Here is a 14,757-nt window from a genome sequence, read left to right as displayed (position 1 = left end):
ATCTCACTCGTATTCGATTGTTGCCGGGGGTTTAGGGGTGACGTCGTAGACGACCCGGGCGACGCCGGGGATCTCGGCGGTGATCCTTGTTGCCATCCGGGAGAGGGTCTCGTAGGGCAGGAGAAGCGGATCGGCGGTCATGCCGTCTCGTGACTGGACGGCCCGGACCGCAACGATCCAGCCGTGCAGCCTGACGTCCCCCTTCACCCCGGTCCCGAGACCGATGAGGGCCGCGAAACACTGCCAGGGGTGGTACTCCTCCACCAGGCATTCCTCGACGATGGCGTTCGCCTCCCGGACGACCGCGATCTTCTCCTCCGTCACCTCACCGAGCACCCGGACGGCGAGCCCCGGGCCCGGGAAGGGCATCCGGTGCTGGATCTCCGCGGGAAGGCCGAGCCCGCCGGCGACCTCACGGACCTCGTCCTTGTAGAGGTCGGCAAGCGGTTCGATGACGCCTTTGAATTCAATATCGAGGGGCATGCCGCCGACGTTGTGGTGGCTCTTGATGCCCCCCTCGCTCTCGATGCGGTCGGGATAGATCGTCCCCTGCAGGAGCATCGTTGCTCCCGTCCGTTTTGCTTCCCGCTCGAAGATCCGGATGAACTTTTCGCCGATGGCCTTGCGCTTCTCCTCGGGATCGGTGATGCCCGCGAGCGCCTCGAAGAATTCATCCGCCGCATCCACGACACGGAGGTTCGCGTCGGCAAAGAGGGATTGAATCCGTTCGGTCTCAGCCTTCCGCATGAGGCCGGTATCCACGTATATCGGGACGAGTTGATCACCTATCGCGCGGGTCGCAAGCGCTGCGCAGACCGACGAGTCCACGCCGCCGGAGAGCGCCATCACGACCTTATCGTTTCCGGCCGCATCGCGTATCTGCTTGACTGCCTGGTCGATAAATTTCTCGACGTTTACCATTCTCTCATCTCACCTGGTCTGGGATGATGTTTTATTCTTCTTGCATGCCTCTACAAAGCCGATGTAGGGCGGGGAGGGGTTTGTCGGGCTCGATTTGAACTCGGGGTGAAACTGTGTCGCGAGGTAGAAGGGGTGGTCGGGGATTTCACAAACCTCCATCCGCGGCCCGCAGGAGCCCGAGAAGACAAGGCCGGCGCCTTCGAGGTCGCTGATGAACGCCGGGTTCACCTCGTAGCGGTGGCGGTGCCGCTCCACGATCTCTGTCCTGCCGTAAAGGCCGGCCACCATCGTCCCATCTTTCAGGACGACGCCACAGTCGCCGAGGCGCATCGTGCCCCCGAGGTCACAGACTTCTTCCTGCTCGGGGAGGATGGCGATGATGTGCGTTCCGTCGCCCATCTCTTCGCTGGTGGCGTCAGGGATGCCGAGGACGTTCTGCGCGTACTCTATTACCGAGAGCTGGAACCCGAGGCAGAGGCCGAGGTATGGCTTTTTGTTCTCGCGGGCGTATCGTATCGCCCGGACCTTGCCCTCGATCCCGCGCTTGCCGAATCCGCCCGGGATCAGGATGCCGTCGACGTCGGCGAGTTCGTGGAGTTCGAACGTCTCCGCATCCAGCCAGCGGACGCTCACCTCGGTGGAGAGCGCTCTTCCGGCGTGCTTGAGCGACTCCTTGATGGACATGTAGACGTCCTCGATCCCGTATTTGCTGACGATGGCGACCGTCGCCCGGTTCGTGTACTCCTGCGAGACGACCCGGTACCACGTGGGGTCCGGCTCCCGGTTATCGAGGGCAAGGTAGTTGCAGACGACATCCGCAAGCCCTTCCTTCTCCAGTTCTACCGGGATCTGGTAGATGTCCGGGACGTCTTTTGCGGAGATGACGGCCTTTGCCGGGACATCGGTGAAAGCGGATATCTTCTTCTTCGTCTGCGGGGTGACCACCTCGCTGCTCCTGGCAACGATGATGTCGGGCTGCAGCCCGAGTTCCCGGAGTGCCTTGACTGAGTGCTGCGTGGGTTTGGTCTTGAAGTCGCCCATGGTGTCCATCGGGACCAGGGTGACGTGGACCAGGATCATGTCCTCCGGCGGGAGTTCGCCGTGCATCTGGCGAACCGCCTCTAGAAATGGCATGCTCTCGATATCGCCGACTGTACCTCCGACCTCCACGAGGCAGATCTCGGCCCTCTTGTCGCCGTTGATCTCCTCCTGTGCCGCACGGTTGATGCAGTGCCGGATCTCGTCGGTGATGTGGGGAATGATCTGAACGGTTGCGCCGAGGAAATCCCCGCGTCGTTCCCTCTCAATGACGTTCCGGTAGACCTTGCCCGTCGTGATGTTGTGGATCGACTTTAAGTTGATGTTTAAGAACCGTTCATAGTTGCCGAGATCGAGGTCGACTTCCCCGCCGTCAGAGAGGACGAAGACCTCACCGTGTTGGGCGGGGTTCATGGTGCCGGCATCTATGTTCAGGTACGGATCGATCTTCACCGCCGTCACCTGGTAGCCGCGGTTTTTCAGGAGACGCCCGATGGATGCGGTGGTGATGCCCTTCCCGAGCCCGCTCATGACGCCTCCGGTTACAACGATATACTTCAAGCTCTCGTTCCCCTCCGGTTGCCCCGGATACTCTGTATTATGTATGTGATCTCGGATGTTGAGAATGTATTGCTCAGGCGTTGCCGGGAAATCCCTGCCGGCGCAATATGGGTTTCGCCGGACGGGCTGTCGCGGTGTTATCCCCCGATGATCGCATACGATGTCGACGTCCGGGAAAGCAGCATGCCGTCCGCCGTGTCCCTGATCTCTCCGTCCGCAAACGCCACCCGGCGCCCTTTACGGATGACCCTCCCGGTGGCGGCGAGCGTCCCGGCGTTGACACCCTTTATGAAACTGGTGTGCTCGTCGATCGTGGCGATCCTCTCATTCTCGGCAAGGAGTGTGTAGAGCGCAAGCGCTATTGCCTCATCCGCGAGCGCCACATAGATTCCTCCCTGGAGCCACCCGGCGCCGTTGAGCATATCCGGCCGGACCTCCATGGTGAGGCGGGCGCATCCGTCGCCGAAATCGTCCACTTCTATCCCCATCAACGTAAAGAAGGGGTTTACATCCCTTCCCACCCGTTTTAGTTCGTCAAGGTAACCCACGTGGCTGCACCTCTGTGCAAGAGGTTTCGGGGTCCGCCGGGATAAGCATTGTCAATACCAGGCCTGATGGAGCATTCGGTCCGGGAAAGAACCCTGCCCGGCGCGGTTTCTCTCCGGATGGCGGGGAATACGGGAGTGGACCTGGGATTGCGCCTGAAGATGATATAACAACACATATCTCGTTTTGTTTCCCCTTTAGGGTATGCAAGATGCATGGCAGCCTGAAGCGCTCCGGGACAGGAGACTTGAGCAGCTCCGGGCTACCATGGACGATTACATTGCAAAGCATACCGGACAGGTGGAGGCGAACCTCCCGGTCTTCTTCGGGCATGTTGCCGCCACGCTCGCGAAAACCCTTCCGGATCTCGACGACAGGGCCTATGACGATTTCATCGATGCGACCGTTTTTGCGCTCCTCGACGCCACACGTGAGGCTCCTGCGCCGGAGTACTTCGAGAAGGTCCTCCGGCACGCCATGGGGAGCAAGCGGCGGAAAAAGGGGAGGGCAACGCTTGACGTGCTCGTCGGCCTCAAACTGATCGATACCGGCAACTACTCTCAGGCACTCGATTACCTTGCGCGCTACATGAATTATGATGCCCGCATCAACGCTGCAATCGCCTACTGCTATTACGGCATGTCCCGGACAAAGAACCGGCAGGTGAATTTCCGTCCCGAGGATCTGGAACTCCGCGCCCGCGAGGAGATGCTGAATCTCTCCCGGGCCCGTGTCCCGCACAACCGTCTCGGGCTCTTCGAACAGAAAGGCAGCCGGCTGTACTCGATCTTCTGGTTTATGCTGGACCTTGCGTTCACCTGGTTTCCCGGTGAACCGGAGTTCTACCGCATCGGCTTCATCTGGACGAAGCACGAGGGGAGTGCCGAGCGCCGCCGCCTCCTCCTGACCCGTGCGGCGGAGCGGTTCCCCGACAACAGGTTCTTCCTCGCAGAGGCGTTCAACACCCACGTGGAGATGCGCAAAGGGAGCGCTGCCGCGGCTATCGTCAAACAGATGATGCAGCAGTATCCCGACGACCACGAGCCGCTCTACTACGGGATGAAACTAGCCCTCCTCGGAGGCCAGCCGAAATCCTACGCCAGTTTCAGGAAGCTGGCGATCCTGAAGAAATTCCCCCGCCCTCTGCTCCTGATGCTCGATACCGTGCTCGAGGTCATGTGCACCCACAAGAACGAGAGTCTCCGGTGCTTTGAGGAGGCGAAGAAGGTTGCCTGCCGGCAGGAGGAGCACTACATCACGGCGGTGGAATACGTCCTCCGGGACTTCGCCGAAGGGGATGAAGAGCGGTCAAAACGGGCAAGGTCGGTGTTCTTTACGAGCGTCGACCAGTACTGCATGGATCTCCTGAAGATCAAGGAGCCCTGAAGATGCTTTTACGCCGCGAAGAGAGCAAAATTTGCTGTAAAGCGGTTAATCTCAATAATTGAACGGAAAGGCAGAACGATGAGTATATGTATCGCACAAAGTAAAACCTCCTATGATTGGCGCCTGCGGGCCCGGGCGTACTGCTCTACCGGGGAGGGCCGGTTACGATGACGGGAAACGAAACAGTTCAGGACACCTGGGAGGGAGCATCTGGAGCCGGGGATGTCCGGGAATCGCCTCATCCCGGGGAGGGCGTCTGCCTCTCGATCCTCCGCGAAGCGCCGGATGGGCTCGTTCTGCTGGATGCTGAGGGCAGATGCCGGTACCTGAACCCGGCGTTTACCCGGATCACCGGGTATGCCCGGGAAGATGTCCCGACGCTTTCTGCGTGGTTTGAGCGTGCCCACCCGAACCCGGCATACCGGGAGACCGTGCAGGAGCTGGGGCAGGAACTCTTTTCGGGCCGCCGCACCGCCCTGGTCGCCAGCGTGGTCCGCCGGGACGGCAGGGTGCGTGAGATCGAACTCCGGCGGGTGGCGGTGGATGGCGGCTGCGTTCTGTTCGTTCTCCGGGATGTCACCGAGCATGCTCTGGCCGAGGAGAACGGCAGGCAGGCGACGTCCGAACTGAGCGCGGTGATCGAAGCGTTTCCCGACCTCTTCCTCCGGTTGAACGCCGACGGCACGATCCTCGACTTCCGGGCGGGGAGGCTCGCGGAAGCGCCGCTTGTGTCCCGTGCGCACCTCGGCCGGCGGGTACAGGACGTGCTCCCCGCCGGGGCGGGGGAAGCACTCTTAGGTGCGCTACAGGAGGCGGTCAGGACGAACAGGCCTGCCGCGGCCCTGGAGTTCAGCCATATGGAGGCCGGGGAGACCCGGTACTACGAGGTCCGTGTTGTACCGCTGTATGAGATGCACCTGGTGGCTATCGTCAGGGAGATCACGGAGCGAAAAAAGGCGGAAGAGGAGTTGCGCCGCCACCGCGAGCATCTGGAGGAACTCGTCGCCGAACGGACCGCCGAACTCGAGCGCCTCCTCTACTATATCGAGATGACCGAGCGCAAAGCCGCGGAGGGATGGCTGGACCTGTCGGTTGAGCAGGGCACTCTGGGGACGAATGAACCCGAGGAGGCAATGATCACCACCGATGCCGCCGGGATGATCGTCATCGTCAGCCGGGAGGCCGAGCGCCTGACCGGCTATGCCGGAGACGAACTGGCCAAACGGCCGGTATGGTCGCTTTTTTCGGGCGACGATGCCCGGGAACTTCTCACCCGGGAGGTTCTGGGGCAGGGCCGGACCGCGGAGTGCACAGAAGAGGCGATACTCGTGAGAAACGGGGGGTCGGAGCTGGCGGTCCGCATCGCCGCAGACCCGATCATCGATGCTGCGGGCACCGTGATCGGCATGGTGTGCACGTTGCGGAAACTGTGAGTCCTCAGAGCCTGAAACCGTAGGATTCCGGATGCACCGCGCCGGGGTCCTGGGGCGCCACGGTGACTCCGACCTGGTCGGAGTAGAACCCGAGCCCTTCGAGCGCGGAGTGGAGCACTTTTTCCGGCGTGTTGTTGATCTCGCTTACGTGGGCGAGCATCGCCATGTGGATGTGGTCGGCGAGCCTCTGCAGGCAGCGGGCGGCATCCGGGTTTGAGAGATGCCCGCGTTTTGATCGGATTCGGCTCTTTAAATACGCAGGGTATGGGCCGTTCTCGAGCATATCGGGGCAGTGGTTGCTCTCCAGGAGAACGGCGTCGCAGGATGCGAGCCGGTCGAAGATGGTCGTGGTGACGGTGCCGGTGTCGGTGCAGCACCCGACGCGGAGGTCGCCGTCGGCGACAGAGAACCCACAAGGCTCCTGGGCGTCGTGGGAGGTGGCGAAGGGTTGGATCGAGAAGTCCCCCACAACAAACTGCTCGCCGCACCGGCACCGTCGGACCTCTGCCGACGTCGTCCCGCATTTCCTGATGAACGCCTCAAGCGTGCCGCCGGTCGCGTAGACGGGCACCCCGAGCCTCCTTGCCAGGACGTCGACGCCCCGGATATGGTCGATATGCTCGTGCGTGACGAGAATCCCCTCGACGAGCGATGCGTCCCCACCGGCGGCTTCGAGGCGCCGAAGGGTCTCGCGAGCGGAGAGCCCCGCGTCGATGAGCAGCGCGCCCCGCCCCCCTCGCAGATAGGTGCAGTTTCCTTTGCTCCCGCTGGCGAGGACTGTCAGTTCCATTGTAGAAATGGTGGGCCGTGCGGCTATTTAAGATCAGGGAAGGGGACCGTACAAAAAAAGCCTTGGGATCCGGAGAACCATTACCTGATGAGAGCGCATGAGCACAACGGAGGGCTCCTGGCAGGCGGAGGTTCACCGGATCATCCCGGATCTCGGGGACGGCCGGGCACGCATCGACCGGCAGAGGGTGAGAAACCTCGTCAACACCTACCTCGTCCGGTCGCTCGATACGACGGCGCTCCGGTTCAGCCTCCCCGTCCTGCTTCCGGCGCCGGCGGGAGCGTCCGGCCCGGGGGCCGACGGAGCCGCCGGGGTCATCATCGAGGCGATCAAGGCGGCGGTCCCCGCCGAACGGGACCTCGGGCCGATCGCCGGGACGGGGACGGAGCACCCCCGTCACTGCCTGCCGAACGTGGAGCCGGTCACGCTGGTCGCGTCACGGAGCGCCATCGGGACCGACCTCTGGCGGCCGGATGGGGATAACCGGATCGACGGCGGTGGGTTGCGCCTCGTCATCAGGGGCGCCCTCCCGTATCCGGGGCCGCCGGTGCCGGGCGCGGTCAGGGAGGTTACGGGACCGCTCGCGGCACTCCTCGATGCTCTCGACCGCATCGTGCGCCGGGTGCCGGCCGGCCCCCTCGCCGCGGCGCGCGACCTCTCCGTCGACCAGAAGGAACTCCGGCGCGCTCTCTGTGGGATGGGGCTCGTCGCGTTCATCGCCGACGGCACGCGCCCGGCCCGCCGGTTCACCCGGCTCCGGTGCCACCACCGGATCGCGGGGCCGAAGGAGGGGGTGCACGTCCCCTTCTGCTGTCCCGTGGAACTCGATCCGGTCGAGGTGGAACTAGCGGGAAGCGGCAGGATCGTGACCGGCCTGGGGCTCCGGCGGCGGGAGGCCTTCGCGATTGCAGGCTCGAACGCCGAGGGGAAGAGCACCCTCCTCCACGCGGTCGTCGCGGGAGCGGACGACCACGCCGCGGGGGACGGACGGGAGCTTCTCGTCAGCGTCAACGGGATTGCCCGGGCGGAAGCGAACGAGCAGGGACTCGTCGGCGCGGACGTCAGCCTCTTCTTCAGGAGCCTCCCGCCGGGACTATCAGGCAATCCCCGGTCTGCCTACGGCTGGGGGAGCGGGTCGCTCGTGATGGCACACAAGATCCAGGCCGCGCTCCGGGCCGCCGCACCGCTTCTCATCCTCGACGAAGACCGCTCCGCGACCAACCTGCTGGTGCCGGGCTGCCTCCAGAGCGGCGAGGTGACGCCGCTCTCCACCCTGCTCGCCACCCGGCGCGAGGCGCTCGGGGAGACGGCGATCCTCTTCGCCGCCTCGTCGCTCGACATCCTGATCGCGCAGGCCGACCGGATCCTGGTTCTTGCCGGCCACGAAGCGCAGGCGCTCGATCCCGGGGAGTTCCGGCGCCGGCTGGACCGGCACCTCAAGGAGGTGCGGGAGCATCTTGCGGCGAAAGAGTGAGCCGGGATGGGCGGCTTGCTTCATCCACATCACGCCGTTGCCTCACGCGAAGCTGCGAAGAACGACTCCCCCGAAGCGCGACCGACCGCAAAGCAGGAGTTTGAGCACTGTCAGGGCGCAGGACGCGAAGTCTGGTAGAGAATGTTGACACTCTTCTTCGCGGCTTCGCGTTCTTCGCGTGAGGCGTTCCGCACCACACCCCATTAACTCACGCGAAGCCGCGAAGTGCGCCTGGCCGCAGGGCAGGAGCGTGAGCACCGTCAGGTGCGAAGAACGCGAAGGGCGAGATTTCGTTGCTATTCCTGTGAACACCCGGCGCAACGCGAAGTGCTCAGAAAACTCCGGCGGTCATCACTCCCGTCTGACAACGTGAACCGACGCCGCCGTAAACGAGGCGGTAACCTGGCTGCCTTCCCTGAGGTCCAGGTCTTCCACCGCCTTCCAGGAGAGGACGGACGAGAGAGGGAACCCGCAGTCGACCGTCACCCTGCTGAACGGGCCGCGCGGGACGACGGACGTCACCGTGCCAGGGAGGATGTTCCCGTCAAAGACCCTCCTCCCTCTGATCGCCGGGGCAATCCGGATATCTTCCGACCGGATGCAGAGAGAGACCCTCTCCCCCCGGGAAAACGACGATCTCGCCCGGATCCGGGCGCTGCCGATGTTGACGGCGGACATGCCGTCTTCAGCGGCCACGACGACCCCGTCGACGACGTTCCCTATGCCGACGAACCGGGCGACGTTCCGGCTTGCCGGGAGGGTGAAGACCTCTCTCGGTGTCCCCACCTGTGCAAACGTCCCGTCCATCAGCACCCCTATCCGGTGGGCGAGCCGCTGCCCCTGGTACATGTCGTGGGTCGAGAAGAGGATCGTCGTGCCGAGGTCGCGGTTGATCCGGATGACCAGCTCCTCGATCATCTCCACCGAGACCGGGTCGAGGTTCGCGGTCGGCTCGTCCATCAGGAGGACTTCCGGCTCGATCACCATCGCCCGGGCGAGAGCCACCCGCTGCATCTCCCCACCCGAGAGTGTCCGGGCTTTTCGGTCTCCGTATCCGGCAAGGCCGACCATATCGAGGGCGTCCTCGACCATCTTCCGTATCTCGCTCCTGCCCGCTCCCCGGAACCGGAGCCCGACGGCGACGTTCTCCGTGACCGTCGTGTTGAAGACGGCAGGCTTCTGGAAGACCATCCCCATCATCCGGCGGATGGAGAGGCGCCTTCCCTTATCCGCATGGATGTCGAGGCCGTTGATGCGGATCGCCCCTTCCGTCGGGGTATCGAGGAGGTCGATGAGGCGCAGCAGGGTCGACTTCCCGGCCCCGCTCGGCCCGATGACGGCGAAGATCTCTCCCCGGTTCACCTGTCCGGTGACGCCGGCGAGCACCGTCGTATCGCCGAAGTTTTTTGAGACGCTATCGAGTTCAATCATGAGATCACCGGTGCTGCACCCTGGCTATGGCGAGATTGACGCCGAGGGCGATGACGAGGAGGACGATACCGAGCGCGATAGATTGGGAGATGTTCCCCATCGACGTCTCGAGCGATATCGCGGTCGTCAGCACCCTGGTCGAACTCGCAAACGACGACGCCATGATGTTGCCGCCGACGAGGATCGCCGCCCCGACCTCGGAGATCGCACGCCCGAACCCGACCGCGACGGCCGCGAGGATCGCAAACCGGGCCTCTTTCATGATGTTTATGAGGAACTGGAGACGTGTCGCCCCGAGCGAGTAGAGGGTATCCCTGATCACCGGGTCGACCCCCGAGAGCGCGGATATCGTGAGGCCGGTCATGATCGGCAGGACGAGGACCGTCTGTGCGATGACCATGGCGGTCGGGGTGAAGAGCAGCCGCAGAAAGCCGAACGGACCGACACGGGATATGAGCAGGAATATCAGGAGCCCGACGACGACGGTCGGGAGGGAATACAGCGTCTGGATCAGGTTGATGAGACTCTTCTTTCCGGGGAACGTGCCGAAGTTGATGGCGGCCCCGAGCGGAACGGCGAACAGCGTGGCGATGATCGTTGCGGTGAGCGATATGGTGATGCTTCGTGCGGCGATGGCCATCACGTCGGGATCAAGCGTGACGATGAGCCGGATCGCCTCCAGGAATCCTTCGATGATCTCGTACATGCTCTCTACCTGACTTTACGCGGCCGAAAAAAAGGGTGATTTAAGCCGGATCAAGCGATCGGATCCTTCACTTCAGCCTGGGGCACGCCGATCTTCTCCCAGTCGTCCTGGGCAGCGTAGAAGAGCGGTTGGCCGTACTGGTCGACACCGAAGGAGGCGATCTCCTTCTGGACATCGTCAGAGATCATGAAGTTGATCCAGTCTTTCGCGACGGTGGTGTTGGTGTCGGGGTACTTTGCGGGGTTGATCTGCATGGCGCAGTAGATGTTGAGCAGGATGTCGCCCTCGTCCACGAGCGTCACGAGGTCGAGATCGCCCTTGTAGGCAAGGTAGGTCCCGATGTCGGAGAGGGTGTAGGCCTGTTTCTCGTTCGCCATCGTCAGGGTTGCACCCATGCCCGTCCCGGCCTCCTGGTACCAGTCGCCGGAGCCCTGCACGTCTGCAGAGTAGTTGAACCCGGCGCCCTTCCAGATGGCCTTCTCCTTGGAGTGCGTGCCCGACGCGTCGCCGCGCGAGACGAAGACGACATCCGATCCGTCGGCCATTCCCGCCTCGCGGATGGCGGTGAACGCCGCCTCAGGCTGCATGCCCTTGATGCCTGCCGGGTCGGATTCGGGGCCGACGAGGACGAAGTAGTTGTAGGCGAAGACGCGCCGGTCGGTACCGTAGCCATCGGCGAGGAAGGCATCTTCACGCGCACGGTCGTGCACCATCAGGACGTCCACGTCGCCGTTCTGTCCGTATTCGATCGCCTTGCCGGTCCCGGCGGAGACGATCAGCACTTCGGCGTTGTACTCCTCCTCGAAGATCGAGGTGAGGTGATCGAGGAGTTTAGTGTCGTAGAGACTCGTCGTCGTGGCGATACGAAGCTGCTGCGTCTCCACGGGGGTCGGGTCGGATGTTGTCCCGGTACAGCCGCAGATCAGCATGAGGGCGACCATCACGGCCGCAACGGCAAAAATAATTCGTTTATGCATAGTTATCAATTAGATGTATCACAATACGTGCATTTAAATAGATGCGTTTTGAGTTAATGGCAACTTAATATAATTAATGCATTTTACAAATGGGATTATTAAATGGGATGTTGTTGATTTGCCCTTCACCCCATCACGATATCGCGGTAGGCATCGCCGTCCGCTTCGACAAACAGGACTGCCTTCCCACCGATGAAAGCGGGCTTCGGGAACTTTCGGAGAGCTACGGTTCCGTTCCCGACCGCCGCACCGTCCCGGGTCTGGACCCGGTCGACGCCGGAAGCGAGGATTGCGGCGACCGTCTGGCTGCCGCGGAGGTCCCGGGTCGTTCCCCTCTGGATGAACCGGCCGTCGTTACCCGATGCTGCGAGCCCGATGCCGGCAAGCGCGCCGATGACGCCGTCTTCGGTGCCGCCGAGCCCCTCGAGGCGGATTCCGGCCTGCCGGGCAAGCGAGCGCGCCTGATCCTGCGTCACGACGCTCGCCTTCGCGGAGAGGCCGAAGCGGGAGAGGTCGCCGTTGATGTTCCGGTCGGTGGCGACGCAGACCCCGGGGTCGCTCCCCTCGATGAAGTCGGCAAGCATCAGTTCCTTTGCCGCCGCAAAGACGTCGGCCGCGATCCCGTTCCCGGTATCCTGGATGTGGATGACCGCGGAACTGTTGTGGGAGGTGTACGGAACGTCGGGATGGACAAAGAGCTGGTGGCGGGTCACTCCGGTCACCGTGTACGACCGGGCGAGTTCTGCTGCAATCGCGCGGGCGAGCCGTCCGGTTCCCCGGGACTCGCGGGTGTCGGTGTCGTCAATGCCAAGGTAGAGGGTCATGGAATCGCTCGTGTGCTGTACTGATCCGCCCACAAGACTAAAGAAGGCTTCTCTGGAGTTAATCAAAAAAGGTTGACTCCGGGTTGTCAGGCCCGGATGATGGTGCCGACCCGCTCCCCGTTCACGGCCTTTGCGATGTTACCCGGGACGTGGGCGTTCACCACCTTGATCTCTGTGATATGGACGGCGTCACGGAGGAGCTCGACCGCCATCGGCTCGAGCACCATATCCTCCATCTCCATCTCGATGAGTTCGTCGGCCGTGATCTCCGGGATGAACTCAGCGTCGGGGTTCACGAACGGGTTTTCCGTAAACAGTCCATCCACGTTCTTCCCGAGGATGCAGTTCTTCCCGCCGATCACCTCGGCCATCAGGAAGGCGCCGGTATCGGTCCGGTGCGGCGGGATGCTCCCGAGCTTCGGCGGGTGCTCATACAGCCCGTAGGGTGGGGTGCCCTGCACGACCGGCAGCATCCCGAGGGATATGAGCGAGGGGAGGTTTAAAAGGTCGTCTGTGTGGATCCGGGTGCCGTTGTACTTCGAGAAGAGAATGGACATCATGATCGCGTTCTGCTCGCTGATCTTGCCCGCCAGTTCCGCAAGCACCCCCGTCGGCATGCCGAGATCGATCCCGACATCGAGGATGTGCCGCACCCGGACGCCGCCGCCGGTGGCGACCAGGATCTTGTTTTTCCGGGAGAGTTCCCCGATCTCTTCGATCAGCGGGAACATCACTTCCCGCCCGTAGTCGATAACGCCGTGGCCCCCGATCTTGATCACGTTCAGGTCCGGCATGATCCTGACCTGTTTGCCGCTTCGGGTCTCGCGGAGCAGCCCCCGCCGGACAAGACTCTCACCACGGAACCTTGATTCCATCTCAAAACGTTCTGCCATATTTTAACCCTTACATTTTTTATGAAAGAAAACATTAAGTGTCTTTGCGGTATACCTGTTGGTATACCAACTGGTATGGAATGGAGAGAACCATGAAGATCTATGTACGTGAACGCCAGAAAGTCGGCACCGGCGTGAAGCAACCCAGATTCCGCGTCGTCGCCGTCGTCGAAGAACAGGGCGAGCAGAAACACCTGAAGGTGGAGGGGACCCACTTCAGAAAGATCGAGCTCGAACAGATCGCAAAGGACATCGGGGCGGAGATGGTCTACCTCGAGGAGATGCCCGAGGAAGAGCGGGGCGAGATGAAGGCGGCGGAAGCAGCGTAATCAAACCGACTCCCTTTTTCTCACAACAACCAGACCTTCTACGATCGGATGTCCACACACAAACACGACGAGATAATCGATGCGGCCGTCAGGATCCTCCTCGAAGAGGACAGGTGCATAACTGTCGGCTTTTCCCCGGACGGCATCTCGCTGCGGTTCCCGACGACCCGGAAACTTGCCGAGCACCTCGGGATCCCGCATTACTACGTCCTCCCCCGGTTCGGGGAGATGGAGCGGGACGGGCTGATCCACCGGGCTGAGCGGGTCGGCATCTCCACCACGGCCGCGGGGACAGAACGTCTCCTTGCGGTCATGGCGGAGCGGCACGGCGAGCGCGCAAAAGAGGTCCTGGGTGCCGGGGTCCTCCGGGCGCTCGAGATCCGCGCCGCTCAGGCCTCTTCCTCTTCTCCTGAAGGATAGACGTGGGCCGCCGAAGGCCGGAAGGCGAGGTGGACTGCGTCGCCGGGTGCGACGCCTGCCTCCTCGAATCCCTGCCGGGTCAGCGTCACCTTAAACAGAACTCCGGCGTCGACCGAGACCCGGACCAGGCCCCCGTTCGGCCGCACAGATTCCACGCGGCCGAAGACGACGTTTCTTCCGTTCTCCGGCAGGGGCGCCTTCGACAGCAGGATCTCCTCCGGCCGGATTGCAACGGAGACGGGGCCGGGTATGCCATTCTCCGCACATATCCGGAGATCCCCCACCGCGACCGTTCCGTCGGCCGAGCCTGTTCCGCGGAGGAGGTTCTCCACCCCGACAAATCCCGCGACGAAGTCGGAGTTCGGCCGCCGGAAGATCTCCTCCGGCGTCCCCACCTGGACCACGTCGCCGCCGCGCATGATCGCCACCCGGTCGGCGAGGTCGAAGACCTCCTCGAAGTTGTGGGTGATATGGACGATCGTCGTCCCGGTGGCCTCGTGGATCCGGGCGAGTTCCGCCCGCAGGCTCTCGCGCGTCTTCACGTCGAGCGCGGAGAGCGGCTCGTCGAGCAGCAGGGCTTCCGGCTCCATCACCAGCGCCCGGGCAATCGCCGCGCGCTGCTGTTCGCCGCCGGAGAGCGTGCCCGGGTAGCGGTGGAGCAGGTGGCTGATGTTTAAGAGATCCGCGCTCTCCTGGATCTTCCCGCGAATGAACGCGGGATCGGCGCGGTGGGACTTCAGCCCGAAACCGATATTCGCTTCGACGGTCAGGTGCGGGAAGAGCATGTAGTCCTGGTAGACCATGCCGATATTCCTCTCCCGTGCGGGCACGTCCGTTATGTCCCGGCCATTCAAGAGGATCCTGCCCGCATCGGGGGTGTAGACCCCGGCAATCGTCTCAAGAAGGATCGTCTTTCCCGCCCCCGTGGGGCCGAGGACGATGAAGTACTCCCCGTCTTCGACCGAGAGCGAGACGTTCGAGAGCGAAAACTCTCCGAGGCTCTTTGATACGGAATCGATGGTAAGCAT

The 14,757-nt window shown here is 62.9% G+C and carries 15 protein-coding genes; 5 read left to right on the top strand and 10 right to left on the bottom strand.

The features are described 5' to 3' along the window. Nucleotides 1-3: 3 nt before the first annotated feature. The 3 genes from guaA to HL657_RS04955 all read right to left on the bottom strand — a co-directional run bounded on the left by guaA (nt 4) and on the right by HL657_RS04955 (nt 3,068). Entirely contained in the window at nt 4-921 is a 918-nt protein-coding gene (gene guaA, locus HL657_RS04965) for a glutamine-hydrolyzing GMP synthase (protein WP_317295725.1), read from the bottom strand. A gap of 9 nt (nt 922-930) precedes the next feature. Continuing rightward, on the bottom strand, nt 931-2,520 hold the full coding sequence (locus HL657_RS04960; protein ID WP_317295724.1) for a CTP synthase: 1,590 nt from the start codon (nt 2,518-2,520) through the stop codon (nt 931-933). A gap of 137 nt (nt 2,521-2,657) precedes the next feature. After that, nucleotides 2,658-3,068, bottom strand: a complete 411-nt coding sequence (locus HL657_RS04955; RefSeq protein WP_317295723.1) for a PaaI family thioesterase — start codon at nt 3,066-3,068, stop codon at nt 2,658-2,660. Between the two features lie 202 nt (nt 3,069-3,270). Here HL657_RS04955 and HL657_RS04950 point away from each other — a divergent pair, with 202 nt between their 5' ends. Both HL657_RS04950 and HL657_RS04945 read left to right on the top strand, forming a co-directional pair. Next, entirely contained in the window at nt 3,271-4,452 is a 1,182-nt protein-coding gene (locus tag HL657_RS04950) for a hypothetical protein (protein WP_317295722.1), read from the top strand. 167 nt (nt 4,453-4,619) lie between these two features. Beyond that, nucleotides 4,620-5,885 (top strand): PAS domain S-box protein, encoded by a 1,266-nt coding sequence (locus tag HL657_RS04945; RefSeq protein ID WP_317295721.1) that lies wholly within the window; start codon nt 4,620-4,622, stop codon nt 5,883-5,885. Between the two features lie 4 nt (nt 5,886-5,889). Here the strand turns inward: HL657_RS04945 and HL657_RS04940 are convergent, their stop codons facing one another. Next, nucleotides 5,890-6,675: an MBL fold metallo-hydrolase gene (locus HL657_RS04940; RefSeq protein ID WP_317295720.1), complete on the bottom strand. Its 786-nt coding sequence runs from the start codon at nt 6,673-6,675 to the stop codon at nt 5,890-5,892. Between the two features lie 97 nt (nt 6,676-6,772). Here HL657_RS04940 and HL657_RS04935 point away from each other — a divergent pair, with 97 nt between their 5' ends. Further along, nucleotides 6,773-8,149, top strand: coding sequence for a P-loop domain-containing protein (locus HL657_RS04935; protein ID WP_317295719.1), 1,377 nt, complete (start codon nt 6,773-6,775; stop codon nt 8,147-8,149). 351 nt (nt 8,150-8,500) lie between these two features. Here the strand turns inward: HL657_RS04935 and HL657_RS04930 are convergent, their stop codons facing one another. From HL657_RS04930 to HL657_RS04910, 5 genes are all read right to left on the bottom strand, one after another. Beyond that, entirely contained in the window at nt 8,501-9,580 is a 1,080-nt protein-coding gene (locus tag HL657_RS04930; RefSeq protein ID WP_317295718.1) for an ABC transporter ATP-binding protein, read from the bottom strand. A gap of 4 nt (nt 9,581-9,584) precedes the next feature. Beyond that, complete coding sequence (locus tag HL657_RS04925; protein ID WP_317295717.1) at nt 9,585-10,286, bottom strand: ABC transporter permease; 702 nt, start codon at nt 10,284-10,286, stop codon at nt 9,585-9,587. A gap of 50 nt (nt 10,287-10,336) precedes the next feature. Beyond that, the gene (locus HL657_RS04920; RefSeq protein ID WP_317295716.1) at nt 10,337-11,263 is read right to left on the bottom strand and encodes a substrate-binding domain-containing protein; all 927 of its coding nucleotides are present in this window, start codon (nt 11,261-11,263) and stop codon (nt 10,337-10,339) included. A gap of 125 nt (nt 11,264-11,388) precedes the next feature. Beyond that, nucleotides 11,389-12,120, bottom strand: a complete 732-nt coding sequence (locus HL657_RS04915; RefSeq protein WP_317295715.1) for an ABC transporter substrate-binding protein — start codon at nt 12,118-12,120, stop codon at nt 11,389-11,391. Nucleotides 12,121-12,173: 53 nt separating this feature from the next. Then, nucleotides 12,174-12,980, bottom strand: a complete 807-nt coding sequence (locus HL657_RS04910) for an amino acid kinase family protein (RefSeq protein ID WP_317295714.1) — start codon at nt 12,978-12,980, stop codon at nt 12,174-12,176. Between the two features lie 92 nt (nt 12,981-13,072). On the opposite strand from HL657_RS04910, the gene HL657_RS04905 reads away from it, so the two are divergent. Together HL657_RS04905 and HL657_RS04900 are read left to right on the top strand one after the other, a co-directional pair. Continuing rightward, nucleotides 13,073-13,309 carry a hypothetical protein gene (locus HL657_RS04905; protein ID WP_317295713.1) on the top strand — a complete coding sequence of 79 codons (237 nt, stop codon included), beginning with the start codon at nt 13,073-13,075 and terminating at the stop codon, nt 13,307-13,309. A 48-nt stretch (nt 13,310-13,357) separates the two neighbouring features. After that, nucleotides 13,358-13,729: a hypothetical protein gene (locus HL657_RS04900; RefSeq protein ID WP_317295712.1), complete on the top strand. Its 372-nt coding sequence runs from the start codon at nt 13,358-13,360 to the stop codon at nt 13,727-13,729. On the opposite strand, the gene HL657_RS04895 is transcribed toward HL657_RS04900, so the two are convergent. Then, nucleotides 13,699-14,757: an ATP-binding cassette domain-containing protein gene (locus HL657_RS04895; RefSeq protein WP_317295711.1), complete on the bottom strand. Its 1,059-nt coding sequence runs from the start codon at nt 14,755-14,757 to the stop codon at nt 13,699-13,701. The two genes, HL657_RS04900 and HL657_RS04895, sit on opposite strands and share 31 nt — an antisense overlap.

The sequence above is a fragment of the Methanoculleus nereidis genome, assembly GCF_032944295.1.
Lineage (GTDB): Archaea > Halobacteriota > Methanomicrobia > Methanomicrobiales > Methanoculleaceae > Methanoculleus > Methanoculleus nereidis.
The sequence above is the reverse complement of the archived record's forward strand: the minus strand, read 5'-3'. Positions and strand labels throughout refer to the sequence as shown.

Excerpts from the sequence above, each read along its gene's own strand:
- HL657_RS04905 (WP_317295713.1), top strand. The coding sequence starts at position 13,073 with ATGAAGATCTATGTACGTGAACGCCAGAAAGTCGGCACCGGCGTGAAG.
- HL657_RS04920 (WP_317295716.1), bottom strand. The coding sequence starts at position 11,263 with ATGCATAAACGAATTATTTTTGCCGTTGCGGCCGTGATGGTCGCCCTC.
- HL657_RS04950 (WP_317295722.1), top strand. The coding sequence starts at position 3,271 with ATGCAAGATGCATGGCAGCCTGAAGCGCTCCGGGACAGGAGACTTGAG.
- HL657_RS04925 (WP_317295717.1), bottom strand. The coding sequence starts at position 10,286 with ATGTACGAGATCATCGAAGGATTCCTGGAGGCGATCCGGCTCATCGTC.
- HL657_RS04940 (WP_317295720.1), bottom strand. The coding sequence starts at position 6,675 with ATGGAACTGACAGTCCTCGCCAGCGGGAGCAAAGGAAACTGCACCTAT.
- HL657_RS04945 (WP_317295721.1), top strand. The coding sequence starts at position 4,620 with ATGACGGGAAACGAAACAGTTCAGGACACCTGGGAGGGAGCATCTGGA.
- guaA (WP_317295725.1), bottom strand. The coding sequence starts at position 921 with ATGGTAAACGTCGAGAAATTTATCGACCAGGCAGTCAAGCAGATACGC.
- HL657_RS04935 (WP_317295719.1), top strand. The coding sequence starts at position 6,773 with ATGAGCACAACGGAGGGCTCCTGGCAGGCGGAGGTTCACCGGATCATC.
- HL657_RS04895 (WP_317295711.1), bottom strand. The coding sequence starts at position 14,757 with ATGCTTACCATCGATTCCGTATCAAAGAGCCTCGGAGAGTTTTCGCTC.
- HL657_RS04930 (WP_317295718.1), bottom strand. The coding sequence starts at position 9,580 with ATGATTGAACTCGATAGCGTCTCAAAAAACTTCGGCGATACGACGGTG.
- HL657_RS04910 (WP_317295714.1), bottom strand. The coding sequence starts at position 12,980 with ATGGCAGAACGTTTTGAGATGGAATCAAGGTTCCGTGGTGAGAGTCTT.
- HL657_RS04900 (WP_317295712.1), top strand. The coding sequence starts at position 13,358 with ATGTCCACACACAAACACGACGAGATAATCGATGCGGCCGTCAGGATC.